14 protein-coding genes and 1 pseudogene are annotated in these 15,871 nt (G+C 40.0%); 13 read left to right on the top strand and 2 right to left on the bottom strand.

Features of this window, described 5'->3' with window-relative positions; all coding sequences use genetic code 11:
* Positions 1-165: 165 nt before the first annotated feature.
* Positions 166-1,259, bottom strand: a pseudogene (locus N7U62_RS23295) (ISAs1 family transposase).
* Between the two features lie 198 nt (positions 1,260-1,457).
* Here N7U62_RS23295 and N7U62_RS19205 point away from each other — a divergent pair.
* The 10 genes from N7U62_RS19205 (at position 1,458) to N7U62_RS19160 (ending at position 11,407) form a co-directional block, all read left to right on the top strand.
* Positions 1,458-2,309: an ABC transporter permease gene (locus N7U62_RS19205; protein WP_264139707.1), complete on the top strand. Its 852-nt coding sequence runs from the start codon at positions 1,458-1,460 to the stop codon at positions 2,307-2,309.
* Positions 2,310-2,313: 4 nt separating this feature from the next.
* Positions 2,314-3,570: an ABC transporter ATP-binding protein gene (locus tag N7U62_RS19200; protein WP_264139706.1), complete on the top strand. Its 1,257-nt coding sequence runs from the start codon at positions 2,314-2,316 to the stop codon at positions 3,568-3,570.
* Positions 3,548-4,225: a class I SAM-dependent methyltransferase gene (locus N7U62_RS19195; protein ID WP_264139705.1), complete on the top strand. Its 678-nt coding sequence runs from the start codon at positions 3,548-3,550 to the stop codon at positions 4,223-4,225. The genes N7U62_RS19200 and N7U62_RS19195 overlap by 23 nt, the downstream gene beginning before the upstream one ends.
* Complete coding sequence (locus N7U62_RS19190; RefSeq protein ID WP_264139704.1) at positions 4,222-4,998, top strand: class I SAM-dependent methyltransferase; 777 nt, start codon at positions 4,222-4,224, stop codon at positions 4,996-4,998. Before N7U62_RS19195 ends, N7U62_RS19190 begins: the two co-directional genes overlap by 4 nt.
* A 12-nt stretch (positions 4,999-5,010) precedes the next feature.
* The gene (locus N7U62_RS19185; protein ID WP_264139703.1) at positions 5,011-6,120 is read left to right on the top strand and encodes a glycosyltransferase; all 1,110 of its coding nucleotides are present in this window, start codon (positions 5,011-5,013) and stop codon (positions 6,118-6,120) included.
* Positions 6,117-7,151, top strand: a complete 1,035-nt coding sequence (locus N7U62_RS19180; RefSeq protein WP_264139702.1) for a glycosyltransferase family 2 protein — start codon at positions 6,117-6,119, stop codon at positions 7,149-7,151. Before N7U62_RS19185 ends, N7U62_RS19180 begins: the two co-directional genes overlap by 4 nt.
* A gap of 29 nt (positions 7,152-7,180) precedes the next feature.
* A complete protein-coding gene (locus N7U62_RS19175; protein WP_264139701.1) occupies positions 7,181-8,131 on the top strand; it encodes a sulfotransferase domain-containing protein in 951 nt (316 codons plus the stop codon).
* Entirely contained in the window at positions 8,094-9,053 is a 960-nt protein-coding gene (locus N7U62_RS19170; RefSeq protein WP_264139700.1) for a glycosyltransferase family 2 protein, read from the top strand. The genes N7U62_RS19175 and N7U62_RS19170 overlap by 38 nt, the downstream gene beginning before the upstream one ends.
* Positions 9,050-10,165: a glycosyltransferase gene (locus N7U62_RS19165; protein ID WP_264139699.1), complete on the top strand. Its 1,116-nt coding sequence runs from the start codon at positions 9,050-9,052 to the stop codon at positions 10,163-10,165. Before N7U62_RS19170 ends, N7U62_RS19165 begins: the two co-directional genes overlap by 4 nt.
* Before the next feature lie 588 nt (positions 10,166-10,753).
* The gene (locus tag N7U62_RS19160) at positions 10,754-11,407 is read left to right on the top strand and encodes a PQLLE family protein (RefSeq protein ID WP_264139698.1); all 654 of its coding nucleotides are present in this window, start codon (positions 10,754-10,756) and stop codon (positions 11,405-11,407) included.
* A gap of 402 nt (positions 11,408-11,809) precedes the next feature.
* Here N7U62_RS19160 and N7U62_RS19155 read toward each other — a convergent pair whose 3' ends face one another.
* Positions 11,810-12,115 carry a GIY-YIG nuclease family protein gene (locus tag N7U62_RS19155; RefSeq protein WP_264139697.1) on the bottom strand — a complete coding sequence of 102 codons (306 nt, stop codon included), beginning with the start codon at positions 12,113-12,115 and terminating at the stop codon, positions 11,810-11,812.
* Between the two features lie 275 nt (positions 12,116-12,390).
* On the opposite strand from N7U62_RS19155, the gene N7U62_RS19150 reads away from it, so the two are divergent.
* The 3 genes from N7U62_RS19150 to N7U62_RS19140 all read left to right on the top strand — a co-directional run bounded on the left by N7U62_RS19150 (position 12,391) and on the right by N7U62_RS19140 (position 15,803).
* Positions 12,391-13,473 (top strand): glycosyltransferase family protein, encoded by a 1,083-nt coding sequence (locus N7U62_RS19150; RefSeq protein ID WP_264139696.1) that lies wholly within the window; start codon positions 12,391-12,393, stop codon positions 13,471-13,473.
* Entirely contained in the window at positions 13,473-14,276 is an 804-nt protein-coding gene (locus N7U62_RS19145) for a glycosyltransferase family A protein (protein WP_264139695.1), read from the top strand. Before N7U62_RS19150 ends, N7U62_RS19145 begins: the two co-directional genes overlap by 1 nt.
* Positions 14,277-14,630: 354 nt before the next feature.
* Positions 14,631-15,803: a glycosyltransferase gene (locus N7U62_RS19140; RefSeq protein WP_264139694.1), complete on the top strand. Its 1,173-nt coding sequence runs from the start codon at positions 14,631-14,633 to the stop codon at positions 15,801-15,803.
* The last annotated feature ends 68 nt before the right edge of the window (positions 15,804-15,871 follow it).

Genomic DNA, 15,871 nt, shown 5'->3' with positions numbered 1-15,871 from the left:
ATTTGATTCCAACCACTTTAGAAAAAACACCCCTATAATCCCCTCAAGGGGACACTAGATCGTGCTTCAAGCGAACTTTAGTCACATAAACAAACACCAATTGAATAACACAAAAACTAGCCCAACACAAATCAAATCCCCCCCTGAGGGCAGGGCTGTTGCATTCTAATTGATTAGTTTGTTTAGAGTCTCAATATCATTGGCTACCAGTCTGGTGGCCTTTGCTATTTGATTCATGCCTTGTTTTCTAAATATATTCATTGCACCATTTTTAAGCGTGGATATAATTGATGGAGCGTTGCCTAATCTGATTTTAGAGGCATCTTCTTTCATCGTTACATCTTTGGTCCAGTGTAGACTGTTTTCAATGTGCCAATGATTCCTTATCCCATAGTTGTATAATAATGCACTTCCATTCTTTATGCTGCTTAAATAATACGCGTTTTCTTCCCTGTAGCGTCCATTGACTTTTACTTCTCTTCTAATTTTGATGCCGTGTTGTGCACCAGTCCATTGTTTTTTTATTTCCTCTGGCAAATTGAACACTGTTACATCTCTATTTTCTATTCTTCCTTTGTTTCTCTCTAGCTGAGAATAATAACCTATAGGCTTTTCTTGGGCACACTTTTCGATGCTCTGGTAGAGTGTCTTTTGATTTTTCTTCACTCCAATTACATAATTATTTCCACTAGCTATAATCACTTCTACCGTTTTTTTTGACAATGAAGAGCATCCATAGTAAAGACCACATCTTTGAGATCCAGCATCTCTATTAATTGACGAACTACAGGTATTTCACTCTCTTTTGAGTTAATGACTTCTCCATTGGCTAATACCATTTTCTGTCTGGAAACGAATACGGTCACTAGATTGATGAAATTCTGATACGACTTTGAATAATCACTCATTGTACCACCGATGGCCTTGCCATCTACACTAAGCCACTCTCCAGACTCTATCGAAACATAGGCTTTACTCCACTGATAGAATTGATGAGAAAAGGAATCAAAATCCAATCCCATCAACACTCTTCGAATAGTATAAAAAGTCGGTAATCTGTCTTGTTTGGGCTGAAAAGTAGACAATAAGTTCTCTCTATTTCTTTCTATAAAATCTCCAATAGCACGATAACCATAGTAGCCGCTCATTACCGACATCAGCACGATGACCAGTACCAATTCCAGAGAATGTCGCTGACCCGCACCACGCCTGTGATCCTTCACTTTTCCTAAATACCAAATGATACTTTCTGATGCCATTTTTAATTTTCAAGTTAATCCATTTTTTAGAATGCAACAGCCCTGCCCCTGAGGGGGGCTTGGGGGGTGTTCTCCCCATAAATCTAAGCCATCCCCTTTGCCATTGACCCTCGGCGGTTTAACTTTGAACATTATCAAAACATTATTAGCCGGAGTAGAGGCGTAAATGCAGCGCTTCGATTTTGTGGTCAACTATCAATGAGCAAAGCAAAAGAAGAGTGGGACACGGTCATATTGCCTGAGAGAGGCTTGCTCGATGTGCATCTGGGAGAGATATGGAAATACCGTGACCTCCTGCGTATGTTTGTCAAAAGGGACTTTGTCACCTATTACAAGCAGACCATCCTGGGTCCACTGTGGTTCTTCATTCAGCCCATTTTTACTACCCTGACTTATATGCTGATCTTTGGCAATGTCGCAAAGATCTCCACCGATGGCATGCCCCAACTGCTCTTCTACATGAGTGGAGTCACTGCCTGGAACTACTTCTCCGAGTGCTTCAACAAAACCTCAACCGTATTCAAGGACAACCAGGCCATTTTTGGCAAAGTGCATTTCCCGAGATTGATTACTCCTTTGAGCATTGTCATTTCCAATCTGGTCAAATTCGGGATTCAATTGCTGCTCTTTGTACTGATTCTGCTCTACTACCTATGGAGTGGCACCAGTGCTGCACCGAACATGGCCCTCTTGCTGCTGCCCTTCCTCATTCTACTGATGGCTGCCTTAGGCCTGGGCGCGGGCATGCTGATCACTTCTTTGACCACCAAATACAGAGACCTTGTTTTTCTATTACAGTTCGGGATCCAACTGCTGATGTATGCCACTCCTGTGATTTATCCCCTGTCCACCATTCCCGAAAAATACCAATGGATCATCATGGCCAACCCCATGTCGGGTATCGTCGAAACCTTTAGGTATGCCTTCCTGGGTTCCGGTCAACTCAACTGGCAATTGCTAGGCTATGATGCGTTAGTGACCTTTTTCATTTTGATTATCGGTATCTTAGTGTTTAATAAGACCGAAAGAAGTTTCATGGATACGGTGTAAAGATATGAGCGACATTGCCATCAAAGTAGAAAACCTCTCCAAGCAATACCGACTGGGCCAGATCGGCACGGGCACCATCAGCCACGACCTCAACCGCTGGTGGCACCAAATCCGAGGCAAGGAAGACCCCTATCTCAAAATCGGGGAAGCCAACGATCGGGCAGTCAAAGGAAACAGCGAATACGTCTGGGCACTACAAGACATCAACTTCGAAGTGAAACAGGGAGAAGTACTCGGCATCATTGGCAAAAATGGCGCGGGCAAATCCACGCTGCTTAAAATTCTCTCCAAGGTCACCAGTCCCACTACGGGCAGCATCAAAGCCAAAGGTCGCATCGCCTCACTGCTAGAGGTAGGAACAGGCTTTCACCCAGAGATGACCGGACGCGAAAACATCTTCATGAACGGCACCATCATGGGCATGAACCGCCATGAGATCCGAGCCAAACTCGACGAAATCGTGGAGTTCGCCGGAGTAGCCAAGTACCTGGACACCCCTGTCAAACGCTACTCCTCAGGGATGACCGTGCGCCTGGGATTCGCCATAGCCGCCCACCTGGAGCCCGAAATACTCATCGTCGATGAAGTCCTCGCTGTAGGAGACGCCGAGTTCCAAAAGAAAGCCATCGGCAAAATGCAAGACGTGAGTAAGGGAGAAGGGAGAACGGTGTTGTTTGTGAGTCATAATATGGCGAGCATAAGAAAATTATGTAAGAGTGGAATTCTTCTTGAACAAGGAAAGGTATCAATGAGTGCTCCTGTTGAAAAAGTAATTGCAAAACATATTAATGAAACAGATCTGATAAATACATTCCAATCTGAGAAAAGGGAAGGTAACTTTATTCATAGTATAAAGCTCAATCTGGATTCAAAACACGGTTGCATTATGATGGGAGAAAAAATGACACTAGAAAGTGAATTGCATATCGATGAACCAATGGAGAATGCTGCTTTCTCCTATCAAATCAGGGATTCAGAAGGTAACAACATAATACATAACTTGATTTTAAGTGAAGAACAAACATTTGGAAACACAAAGGGGAAAGTGAAACTTAAAAATATAATTGAATCTATTCAGTTATATCCAGGCAAATATTCCTTAAGCGTCTTCTTAGCAGATGCAAAATCGAAAATCGGCTTTGACAAGGTGCAAGAAAAGATTCACTTTGAGGTACAACGAGAAAACAGTGTAAGAGACTATTACTGGAAACAGGGGTCTGCAATTTATTATCAGGAGAATGAGTGGTATACACAAACATAAGGAAAGAGGAGAAAGACTTTATCCGAAGAAAAATTCAAGCAGATATTATATCCTAAGCCTACTCAGATTAGTTAACGAAGAAATATTAGAAAACATTCAACCCAACTCAACCATGTTGGATTTTGGCTGTGGAAACATGCCGTATAGACGCTTATATGAAACTAAATGTAAATATCTGGGAGTTGATTTTGAAGGCAATGAGGATGCAGACATCTATTTCGAGTCGGGTAAAATCCCAATGAGGGACAATACAGTTGACTATATTATTTCCACTCAGGTTTTAGAGCATGTAGTCTCCCCTGAAGAGTACCTATCCGAATGCTTTAGAGTCTTAAAAAAAGATGGCAAGCTATTACTTTCGACACATGGTCACTGGAAGTATCACCCAGACCCTACAGACTATTGGAGGTGGACAAAAGATGGTCTAGAAAAATTACTTTCTGATAATCAATTCGAAACCACACATACCTATGGATTGATGGGCTTAGCAGCTAGCGGACTCCAATTATTTCAAGATGGTTTTTCCCCTAATTTGCATTATAGATTTAAAGGGTTATTTTTTTGGATCATAGCTTACCTTCAAGTTAAAATTGACAAATGGAATCTATATTCTAGGGATGCCAGTGTTTTCTTTACCATTAGCCAAAAGAAATGAATCAAAACACCACGGTTAAAGTCTTTTATGACAATTTCAAGGGCAAGCTGCTCGAAGACTTTCTCAAGCCTAACATTAGAATAGCTAACGCCATTAGGAGAAGCCTCCTTCGTATCCCATGTAGTACAAAGAGCATATTAGATTTAGGATTTGGTCTAGGCTGGAGTTCATATGAGTTTGCACGACACTTTCCTCAAGCAAAAATAGAAGCCTATGATATCAGCAAAGAATTATATGAGACGGCTAGATCATTATTTCAACTGCCCAACCTTAACTACAATAACCTTGACCTAACAATCGAATTTCCAAAAGGGAACTATGATGTTATTATTCTACTAGATGTTTTTGAACATATTCCTAAGGCTGCAAGAACACAATTTTACAATAATATCTCTGACGCCCTTAACCCCAATGGACGAGTGATCATGACATGCCCAACTGTAGATCATCAAAATTATTTGCGCAAGAACAACCCAGAGGGGTTGCAACCAGTAGATGAAGATGTGGACCTGGTAATATTGTCAGAATTCTCCAAAAACATTCAAGCTGAAATAAGCCTATTTGAAAACCTAAACATCTGGAATCCCAAAGATTATTTATTAGCCGAAATATCAAGATACAACGATCAATCGCTAGAAAATCTTCAATACCTACCTTCAATCTCTCTGATTGACTTTTATCAAAAATATGAGCTGCTTAAAAACAGCAAAGAATTACTTCCTTATTTACCCAAACTTACATTCAAACAGAAGATAAAATCCATTCTTCATTAATATTTAGGTAAGATGAATAAAATTAAAGTAGCACTCATATCTCCCAGTCAAAATGCCTATTCAGAGACCTTCATTCAGTCTCATAAACGGTACCTGGATGGTGATATCTTCTATTATTATGGAGGAAAGCTTCCTTTATATTTGGAAGGAAGCCAATCAATTGTCCCCACAGCCATTAGAATAATCAACAAGCTAGCTGGATGGATAAGAAAGGATACTTCGTTCGAAAGTGCCGCTAACTTAGAATACTCCCTTAAAAAGAAAAACATTCAAGTTGTCTTTGCAGAATATGGACCAACAGGAATGGCAGTACTACGAATTTGTCAAAAATTAAAATTGCCCTTGATTGTTCATTTCCATGGTCATGACGCATCTGTTCTCAAAACCATAGAGAACAATAAAAGTTACATTCCGATATTCAATTATGCACAGCAAATCATTGCAGTCTCACAGGCCATGAAAAACAAACTAATTGATCTAGGCTGTCCCAAAGAAAAAATCATCGTAACCCCCTGTGCTCCTGACGATTCCTTTTTCGAAATTTCATCTACACTCAGTGAAGAAACTTTCGTAGGGGTAGGGCGATTTGTTGATAAGAAAGCCCCCTACTATACGATCTTGGCTTTCAAAAAGGTGCTGAACAAACATCCCAATGCCCAATTAATACTCGCAGGAGATGGACCACTTAGAAATGTCTGCAAGAACTTGATTCAACATTGGGGAATTCAACAAAACGTCCAGTTACCTGGCGTCATTAAACCAACAGATTTTAAAGAATTATTATCCAATTGTAGAGCATTCGTTCAGCACTCTATCACAGCAGAAAATGGTGATATGGAAGGAACACCAGTAGCCGTACTAGAGGCATCAGCTGCTGGAGTCCCAGTGGTTTCTACCTTTCATGCCGGGATTCCAGATGTGATTATTCATCAGCAAACAGGGTTGTTATCAGATGAACATGATGTGGAAACTATGGCCAGGCACATGGATCAACTGCTGTCTGATTCGGTCTTCTCTAAAAAGATGGGGACTAAAGGAAAAGAACATGTTGCCAATCATTACAGTATGGATAGGCATATTGGGCTGCTCAACAAGCTCATTCAACAAAGCCTACAAAAATGACAAATCAGCAGCCCCTGGTATCGGTAATCATCCCTTCTTTCAATAGAGAGAAATTAATTGGAGAAACACTCCAATCTGTACTCGACCAGACCTATTCTCATTGGGAATGTATCATAGTGGATGATGGATCTACTGATGGGACAATAGATATTGTTCAGAGTTTCGTCAAAAAAGACAATCGCTTTAAGCTTTACAAGCGTCATCGAGAACCAAAAGGAGCTCCTACTTGCCGTAATATTGGAATTGAAAGATCTAAAGGAGAGTATATTATCTTTTTGGATAGTGATGACATAATGTTAGAAGACTGTATTAACTCAAGGCTTCAAATTACTCAAGAAAAACCTTGTTTTGATTTCTATATATTCCCTGTTCGAATTTTCTATAATGGCATAAATGATTCTAAATATTTCTTAAACAAAGAATTTGATAAGAAATTCATACTAAGCAAATTTTTGAGCCAAGACATGCCCTGGATTACTTGCAGTGCATTTTGGAGAAGAACTACAGTGACAACCCTTGATGGCTTTGACGAAGACCTTATCTCTTGGCAAGATTGGGACTTACATGTTCGGGCGATTATTTTCGACTTCAAATTTCATCAAAGTAGTAATAACTTCACCTCACCCATTTTTTATAGACAAGACTCAATTAATACAATACGGTCCTACGGAAAGCACGAAAAAATAATAATCAATAGGTTGAAACTTTTCAAAAAAACCTATCAATTACTCGCAAACAAATCAAGAGTCTCAGAGCACAGAAAACCTTTAGCTCAACTCATCTTTACTAATGTTTGCAAATCTGATGAATTCAATGTGAAAAATATAAAGCTGATTAAAGACTTAAAGTTAATACCATATTTTGACTACTTCTTATGGGTGGTCTATGCCAAAACTCTCAAAACAAATGGTCACAGCAGCATGATTTTGCGACTATTAAACTTCTACTTTATCAAAATTAGAAAATACCATATAGGCGACTTAGGCAAAAGAACCTTTAAAAAATGGACCGAATTTGAAAATCGATGTTAACAATACACCAACGAATCCAATATAATCTAATGAAGGCCTCGGCCTTCCTGCCAGTACAAAAGAAAAGAACTAACATTATCATTTCGGCCTATGGAAGAGGTGGAAGTACCTGGCTTGAAGCCATGCTAAAGGCTTATCCAAATGTCGTTAGTTTCTACGAACCACTCAGCGCCGCATACCAATATATGTGCAAAGACCTAAATTTTGGGCAATACCATTATCTCAAGCCACAGGAAAAAAAACCAAAAGCAATTAATTTTTTTAAAGGCTTATTTTCTCAAAAAAAATTTGCCTTTGAAATGATTAACAACTTTGACAGAAAAGTCTCATTATATCAGTTCAGGAATCGAGAAGTTAATTTATTCAAGTTTATACGGCTCAATACACTGTTACCATGGCTTGAAAACAATTTAATTCATTCCCCAACCATTTTATTATTGAGACACCCTTGCGCAGTTGTAAACTCCCAAATAAATTATGCCAAGAATAAAACATACAATGGCTCTTGGACTCCAAATGATAAATTTGAGATTGATTCATTTACTCAAAATGGCTTTGACAAAAAAGACTTTGCTGAAATCCTAAGTAATATTTCATCTAACGAAGAAAGACTTGCTGCTTGGTGGTCAATAAACACAAAAATTGCGTTGGAACAATGTAAAAACACGCATGTTGTGTTTTATGAAAATTTATTAGAATCACCGAGAGGCGAATTATCAAAAATATTCAAAATCTTTAATCTTGATATTCAATATCTAGATCAATGCCTGTCAAAAAGCCAAACCCCAAGCCCAACCTCATTAAACTCTCCCTCTGAACACAATTCTAGATTAGAATATTGGACCCATAATCTAAGCCAAACACAAATCACGGATATCTTAAGTATTGTTAATAGATTTGGCTTGGGACATCTTTATAATGAATCCATTTCACCCTTAGTCGATGAAAGTTTCCGTAATTATACCAGTGTACAATGCTGATAGATTTATCCAAAAATCTATTGAATCTATTCTGAATCAAACGCACCGTAACATAGAAGTTATTATTTGCAACGACTGCTCTACAGATTTAACCAAGGATATTTTAGGGAAAATTTCGGATTTTAGAGTAACAACTTACGAAAACAAACAGAATAAGGGGTATCAAAGAACGATTAACTTCCTTTTTACAAAAGCAACGGGAGATGTCATTGCCTTTCAGGACGCAGACGATATATCTCACCCAAAAAGATTTGAACAACAACTAGCAATATTGGATCAAGAAAACCTAGATCTTATCGGTACGAATTTTTGCATCATAAATGAAAAAGATGAAATTATTCAAGCAAAAGTACCAGTCCTATCAGACCCTAAACACATCAAAGACAATCTTATTCATAGCAACCTTTTCCAAAAACCGTCAATTTTATTCAAAACTTCCATCCTCGATAAAATTGGTGGGTATAGACTCGAACTATTGAAATTCGGTATAATTAGTGAAGATTATGATTGGTTACTAAGAATTTGTGAAGCAGGTTTTCGTATGGGGAATGTTAATTACAAGGAACCGCTCTATAAATATAGATCTGTTAGCACTGCAATGACTAAAGGATTTAACAATGCTAATCAGTTTTTAGGACATGAGATAGTTCGATTCTTAGCCAAAGAGAGGAGCAGTTTAGGTATAGACTCTTTAACCTCCAACAATATAGAAAGACTTACTTCCTATATCAAGGAATTAAAAACTCCTTTTACTCAAGACCCTTCATTTTTTCACCGAAAAAAAGCTGAAAACCTGATGTATTCCGGACTTTATTCAGCTGCCATCGCCAACGCATGGAAAGGCGTAAAAAAAAGACCTAGCAATTTTCAAAACTGGCGTACCTTACAATACTGCATTAGAAAAACATTATTTAAAATTTGAAAATTCTCCACATCACTTCTTGGTATCCCACCCGCAAAAACCCCAAGTCGGCTCTCTGGGTGGAGCGACACATTGAGGCCTTGGCAAGTGCTGGTGATGAAAACAAGGTATACCATCTGGAACTCAACAAGGGGAGATTTGAATTGAGCCTTGGGAAGACTGAACTGAGAGGAAACAAAAAGTACTGCTTGATTTCCTCTTTTGCACCCTGGTTTGCGATGGAGCTTGTTGCCATTCTCTTTCTGTCATGGATACTATGGAAAGAAAGAAAGCAGCAATACGATATTATCAATTTTCACATTGCTTATCCTAACCTCACCTACTGGCATTGGATCAAACGGTGGATCAAAACTCCGGTTGTGATTACTGAGCATTGGAGCGCTTATCATGACAATTTCGGACTGGCTAGTGCCGATCAACTTCCTAGGATTCAGCGAATTTTTCGTCAGAAGATTCCTGTCATTGCAGTCTCTCAAGCATTACTAAACGATATCAAGACTTTTAGTTATAGTAACTTTCCTTCATTTGTTGTACCTAATGTAGTAGATACGCAAGTTTTTCATTACCAAAATGAAGTACAGCCTCAAGCCCATCGCTTTTTTATGGTAAGTCAGTGGAAGTATCCTAAGGATCCCTTTAGCGTCATTCGAAACTTTGCAGCTTATAGTCAAGTACATCCTGAGGCTGAATTGAGAATAGGTGGCTATGGGCCGCAAATAGAGAAAATGAAGAAGTTGATCATATCTCTTTCCCTACAAGAACATACCCAATTACTAGGCTCTCTCAATTCTGATGAAATAGCCCTGGAAATGAATCAAGCCTCAGCCTTAGTTCATCTATCTAATTACGAAACTTTTTCTGTGGTATGCGCTGAAGCAATCTGCTGTGGATGTCCCGTTATTGCGTCAGACATTGGTGGTATTCCTGAGTTTATTAATGAATCCAACGGCTACCTTATCAAGGATAAAGATCAGCTCTTAAACTCAATGAAATTAATCAATCATACCTATTTCAATCGCGAGCTCATTAGTAATACTCTTCAACTTGATAAAAGCTCAATTGGTGAGAGATATTCTAAAATTCTAAAATTACTGAGTAACAACCACAAATAAACCTGTCTAAAATCTAATTTTTTCCTGTTTTATTTCCATTTGTAAATTTCCTTGTTTATCATTGGTATAGCAGCATTCGGAAACTAACCATTAATAAAACAGACTAAAATGCTACAAAACCAGCTTAACCATCCGCCTTCATTGAAGCAGGTATCTCATTTTCATTCTTTTCTGCACTCTATCTTCTCAATCCCTTTCAATTCTAGCGTGAAAGCACTTAAAGATATTCGAGACATCAGTATTTGTACAGTCAATAAGTGCAAACCCCAGTCAAGGAGTCACAGCTCCCAAACGGGAACGGTACCTCCCGCATGGGAATGATATCTCCCACCTCGGGAGTCATATCTCCCGCCTGGAAATGACAGCTCCCGCATAAGGAGTCATATCTCCCGTACCGGAACGACATCTCCCATCTCAGGAGTCGCATCTCCCACTTGGGAACGGCACCTCCCGTATCAGGAGTCGCATCTCCCATCTCGGAAAAGTACATCCCTGGGATATGGCTAAATAGCCATCGGATTTACTAAAGTAAACCTCTAATACAAAGAAGAATTCTTAAATCATTAATAACCATAAACTATAATCATTATGATGAATCAAGCAATTGACGCTACACTATTTAAAATCGAAATGGCTGTAACTAACCCCATCAAAAACAATTCTCTCAAAACACTTCTGGGTGAATTTGGCTATGATGAAGAGAGTTTGAATCATGGCCTGGCACTTTTAGAAGATGCCAAGTCCAAGCACCTGAAACAGAAAAAAGAGTACGGTGAGCAATATGATGCCACCGACAAAATGACTCAAAAGATGGCTGAAACCAACAAGATTTTAATGAAGGATGTCAAGATATCTCGAATACTGTTACAAAAGGAAAGAGGAGCATGGGAAGCACTTGACATCAAAGGACGGCGTAAAAAAACCTATTATGGATGGATCGAACAATCCACTGTATTTTACAAAAACGCGATAGCAGACGAAAAAATATTGAGTCAATTGGCAAAAGGTGGGATCACCAAAGAAAAACTCGAACAAAGATTAGCTATGGTGGAGGAAGTGGCCTCCTTATTAGCCATTCAACTAAAGGAAAAAGGGGAAGCTCAAGAGGCCACCCAAATCAGAGACAAATCCTTCGAAGTACTCATGGACTGGTACTCTGACTTCATTCAAATCGCACGTGTCGCACTAGAGGACAACCCACAGATGCTAGAGATCATGGGCATCGTTCAACCTTCTGAATAGACTTGAATAGATTTTAGACGATAGGTCTTAGATTGTTGGACTTAAGACCTGACAGGTTTTCGGAAACCTGTCAGGTCTTTTTTATTGACCTCAACAAACAAACCTCCAAGGTTTTCTTTCATCCTGCAGATAAACCTTGGAGGTTTTCCTTACCCGACTCCCCATTTTATACGTCATTACCCGAAAAGGTCGACGTTAGGAGAATTTTATCGCCCGCCTTCCGGAGGACAGGCCCTCCATTCGGCGGAAAGGGGTAATCTCCCCATTCTATGGCACCAACCCATCCGCCAGCCTTTGTTCTTACCGCCAGGGGATACCCCGGTCTATGCCGGGGCATGACGTGGTAGTGGAGAAGGACAGTGCCTTTCGTGAAGTATGCTCGATTATAGCCTCTTGAACGAATCACCTCATATCTTTGACCTCATCAAATAAATCCCTTCTCTCTGGATTCATTTCATCGATCAAATCCCACTTCCAATCTCGTTTGTACTTTTTCAAACGTTTTTCCCTTTTTATTGCTGTTTCGATGTCTGGATGAAATTCATAATACATCAAATCCACACAGTTATACTTTTTGGTAAAAGCAGAGCCATATTCATACTTATGCTGATAAACTCGCGTGTATAAATCTGAAGTAACCCCAATATAGAGGGTCGTCCGGTGCACATTGGACATGATGTATGTATATCCTCCTTTAGCTCTGGTCATGATTTAAAGGTAGTAGAAAGTCATCCAAACAGAAACGTCATTACCCGACTCCCCTTTTTATACGTCATTACCCCACTCCTTTTTTTAACCGTCATTACCCGAAGGTTCTGACGCAGGAAGAATCTATCGGGTAATCTCATCCTTAGATGGTACCAACCCATCCGCCAACATTCACTCTTACCGCCAGGAGATAGTGGTAGGCGGTTGCGCCAATCGCGAACATAACTTTCAACTTTTCACTTTCAACTTTTCACTTTCAACTAAATTGCAAAGTCATGAAACTAACGGGCAAAAACATCCTACTGATCTCACCAGAGCCCTGGGAGCACATCAATGTGTCGAAACACCACTATGCCCGACATCTGGCGCAGCGGGGCAATCAGGTGGTTTTTGCCAATCCTGCCAGTGATCATTGGGAATTGAAAGACACTGATACGGAAGGCCTGCAAGAACTCAACTATCCCAAATTCCTCAAAGGTCTCCGTTTGCTCCCTGCTTTCATCAGTCAGCGTCTAATCCTTAAAAAATTCAATCAGATTCAAAACTACTGTCAACTCAATTTTGATATCGTTTGGTCCTTTGACAACTCCGTCTTTTTTGATTTCACATGCCTTCCTAGCTTCAACATCAACCACATCGTAGATTTGAATCAGGATTTCGAAACGAAAAAAGCAGCAAGCACTGCTGATCTATGTTTGGGGTGTTCTGACTTGATCATCAATCGACTGACCCAATATCAAACCAACTGCCACCTGATCCAGCATGGCTTCAACGATAAGACGCTCACTCAAGAAATAAAGCTACCCGGCCAGCAGATTACCAAAGCGCTCTATGCAGGCAATCTGGACATGCCCTATTTGGATTGGGGCATTTTTCACCAAATCGTAACTGACAATCCTACGGTTGATTTCATATTATTAGGACCATGGACGGGAAAATCAAATGCACAAAACAACACCTCATCAGTCATTGAGACTGTATTTGCCGCAAACAATGTCCACCACTTGGGACCCATTGCAGCAGATGATTTGCCTAATTACTATGCCGCTGCAGATCTATTATTGATATTGTATCAGGAGGAGCATCATCTCGATCAAGCGAATCCTCACAAAATGATGGAATATCTAGGCACAGGCAAGCCCATAGTGGCCACCTATACTAAAATGTTTGATGGACTAGATGAACGCATCATCAGGATGAGCAAAAAGAATCAAGGTTACCCTGAGCTGTTTCGTCAGACCGTGAAGCAACTATCTGAGTTGAGCCATGCGGAACTATGCGCCAAAAGAAGTTGCCTGGCCATGGATAACACTTATCCAAAGCAGATAGAAAGAATTGAAAAGTTAATCCCTTCCTAATGTCTGATCTGGTATCCATCATCATGCCCGTTTACAATGGGGAGCAATATATAGCAGAGGCCATCGATTCGGTGCTGGCACAGGATCACGAAAACTGGGAACTACTCATCATCAACGATGGCAGCCAGGATAAATCTGCTGAGATAATCCATACCTACCTAGATCCTCGGATCCACTACTTTGAACAAGAAAACGCTGGGGTAAGTGCGGCTAGAAACCTAGGGCTTACTGCCATGAAAGGAGACTACTTTTGTTTTTTGGATGGGGATGATCGGTTCACCCCTCACAGTTTGTCAAGTAGGTTAGCTGTGTTCGAAGATCAAACGGATGTCGACTTTGTAGATGGGCAGGTTGAAAAATGGAATCAAGATTTTTCAAAGCACCTTTCGACCTGGAATCCAAAATTTAGAGGCCAACCATTGTCTGATCTAGTTAAAATGACTGGCCATTCATTTTTTGGTCCCTCTTGGTTGATCAAAAGAAAAGAAGGAAAAACTTACCAAATGATGGAAGGCTTATCTCATGCAGAAGATTTGCATTTTTATATTAAACTCGCTGCAGATGGGGGGAACTATTCCTTTAGTAACGAAACCTGCCTACTATACCGAGTACATAATCAATCTGCCATGTCCAATTTGAAAGGTTTGGGAGCAGGCTATCTCACATTGGATATTAATCTGGATCAGCTCGATTTGCCTCCTTCTCTTCGTCGAGCCTACACCCGAAAGAGAAAAAGCATCATGTTCAAGTCATTTTTGAGGGCGGGTAAGGTTTGGTCTGCTTTTCGCTATTTGTTTGGTTAGACTCTAGAGGCTAGACACTAGAGTTTACCTTGATTACCAGTCGAAACGCTCCAATAAAGGAAGTACTACGGAGGGGTAAACAACTACAAAAGATTCTTATATAATCCTTCCCTCGGGAAGGTGCCGACAGGCGGAAGGGGTCTTGAACTATAAGGTATTAAACTATTTTACTTAAATATAGAACAGACCCACCCCTACCCCTCCCAGGAGGGGATTACTGCGGAGTGAAATATCGAAAAAATGTCTAAAATCTAGTGCTATGACGTGGTAACAGTGTGCGGCTGTGCCTACAGCGAACTTAACTTTCAACTTTCCACCTTTCAACTTTCCACTTCTTCCTATCTTGCATACATAATGAATATTCTTTTTTTCGGATACTGGGGAGCCAATGAGGGGCTGAGTCAGGCGACTATCAATCCCCACCTAAAAATATTGGCGGACTTTGAGAAGGTCAATCAAATCCTATATGTATCCATAGAAAGAAAAAAAGAAAAGGAGTATCAGGTACCCAATCACCCCAAAATCAAGCACCTCCCCTTCCAATCGCTCAACTCTGTACGATTCCTATCTAAATTCGGCGATTTTATTCAGCTTCCATTCTATTTGAAGAAACTTATTAGAAAAGAAAGGATCGACCTATTGATGTGCAGAAGTTCATTGGCTGGGGGTATTGGATACTGGGCGCATCGCCTCACAGGTGTACCCTTTACTGTAGAATCATTTGAGCCGCATGCTGACTACATGGCAGAGCATGGGATTTGGTCAAAAACGGGTATAAGCTATCGATTACAAAAGCATCTAGAGGAAAAACAAAAACAAGAGGCCTTTCGTCTGATGCCTGTAACCGAAAAATATAAGGAAAAACTCATCAATGAAGGGGTGAATAAAAAAAAAGTAACCGTCATGCCCTGCACGGTGGATATTGAAAAATTCGCTTTTTCGGATGAAAGCAGAAAGAAAATCAGGCAAGAGTTGAATATTCCCTCATCAGCTCAGGTGGGCATTTATGTAGGAAAATTTGGAGATATCTATTGGGACAAAGAAGCCTTTCAACTATTCAAAAGTGCCTTTGAGTATTATCAAGTTTTTCATCTGATCTTGCTTAACCCTGCTCTCAAAGACTTTGTGATATCCCGATCCTTGGAATTTGGAATACCCATTTCTAACATCCACCACTGGCTAGTTAAGCATGCTGAAGTTCCAGACTATCTAAGTGCGGCAGACTTTGCCTTTAGTCTTCACAAGCCTTCTAAACAATCTTTCGCCTTTAGCCCCATCAAAAATGGAGAATATTGGGCCAATGGATTGCCCATCATTAGTCCCGATGGAATAGGAGATGATAGTGACATTATCAGAAACGAAAATGGGGGGCTCATTATTGAGAATGATCTACTGATCAATTGGTCTCAATTGATCAAAAGGAATGAACTGCCAAAAAACACCCTCGAATTAGCAAAAAAATACCGTAATTTGCAGACGGTTAGTGATATTTACACCTTTATCTTAAATGAAGGCTTGAATTATTAACCTCCCCTCCTGCATCTCCCCAATAAACATTCAAAACCAACGTTGACTGAATTAGACAAATGACAAAA

The sequence above is a fragment of the Reichenbachiella ulvae genome, assembly GCF_025833875.1.
GTDB lineage: Bacteria > Bacteroidota > Bacteroidia > Cytophagales > Cyclobacteriaceae > Reichenbachiella > Reichenbachiella ulvae.
This window is presented reverse-complemented; position numbering and strand designations above follow the sequence as displayed.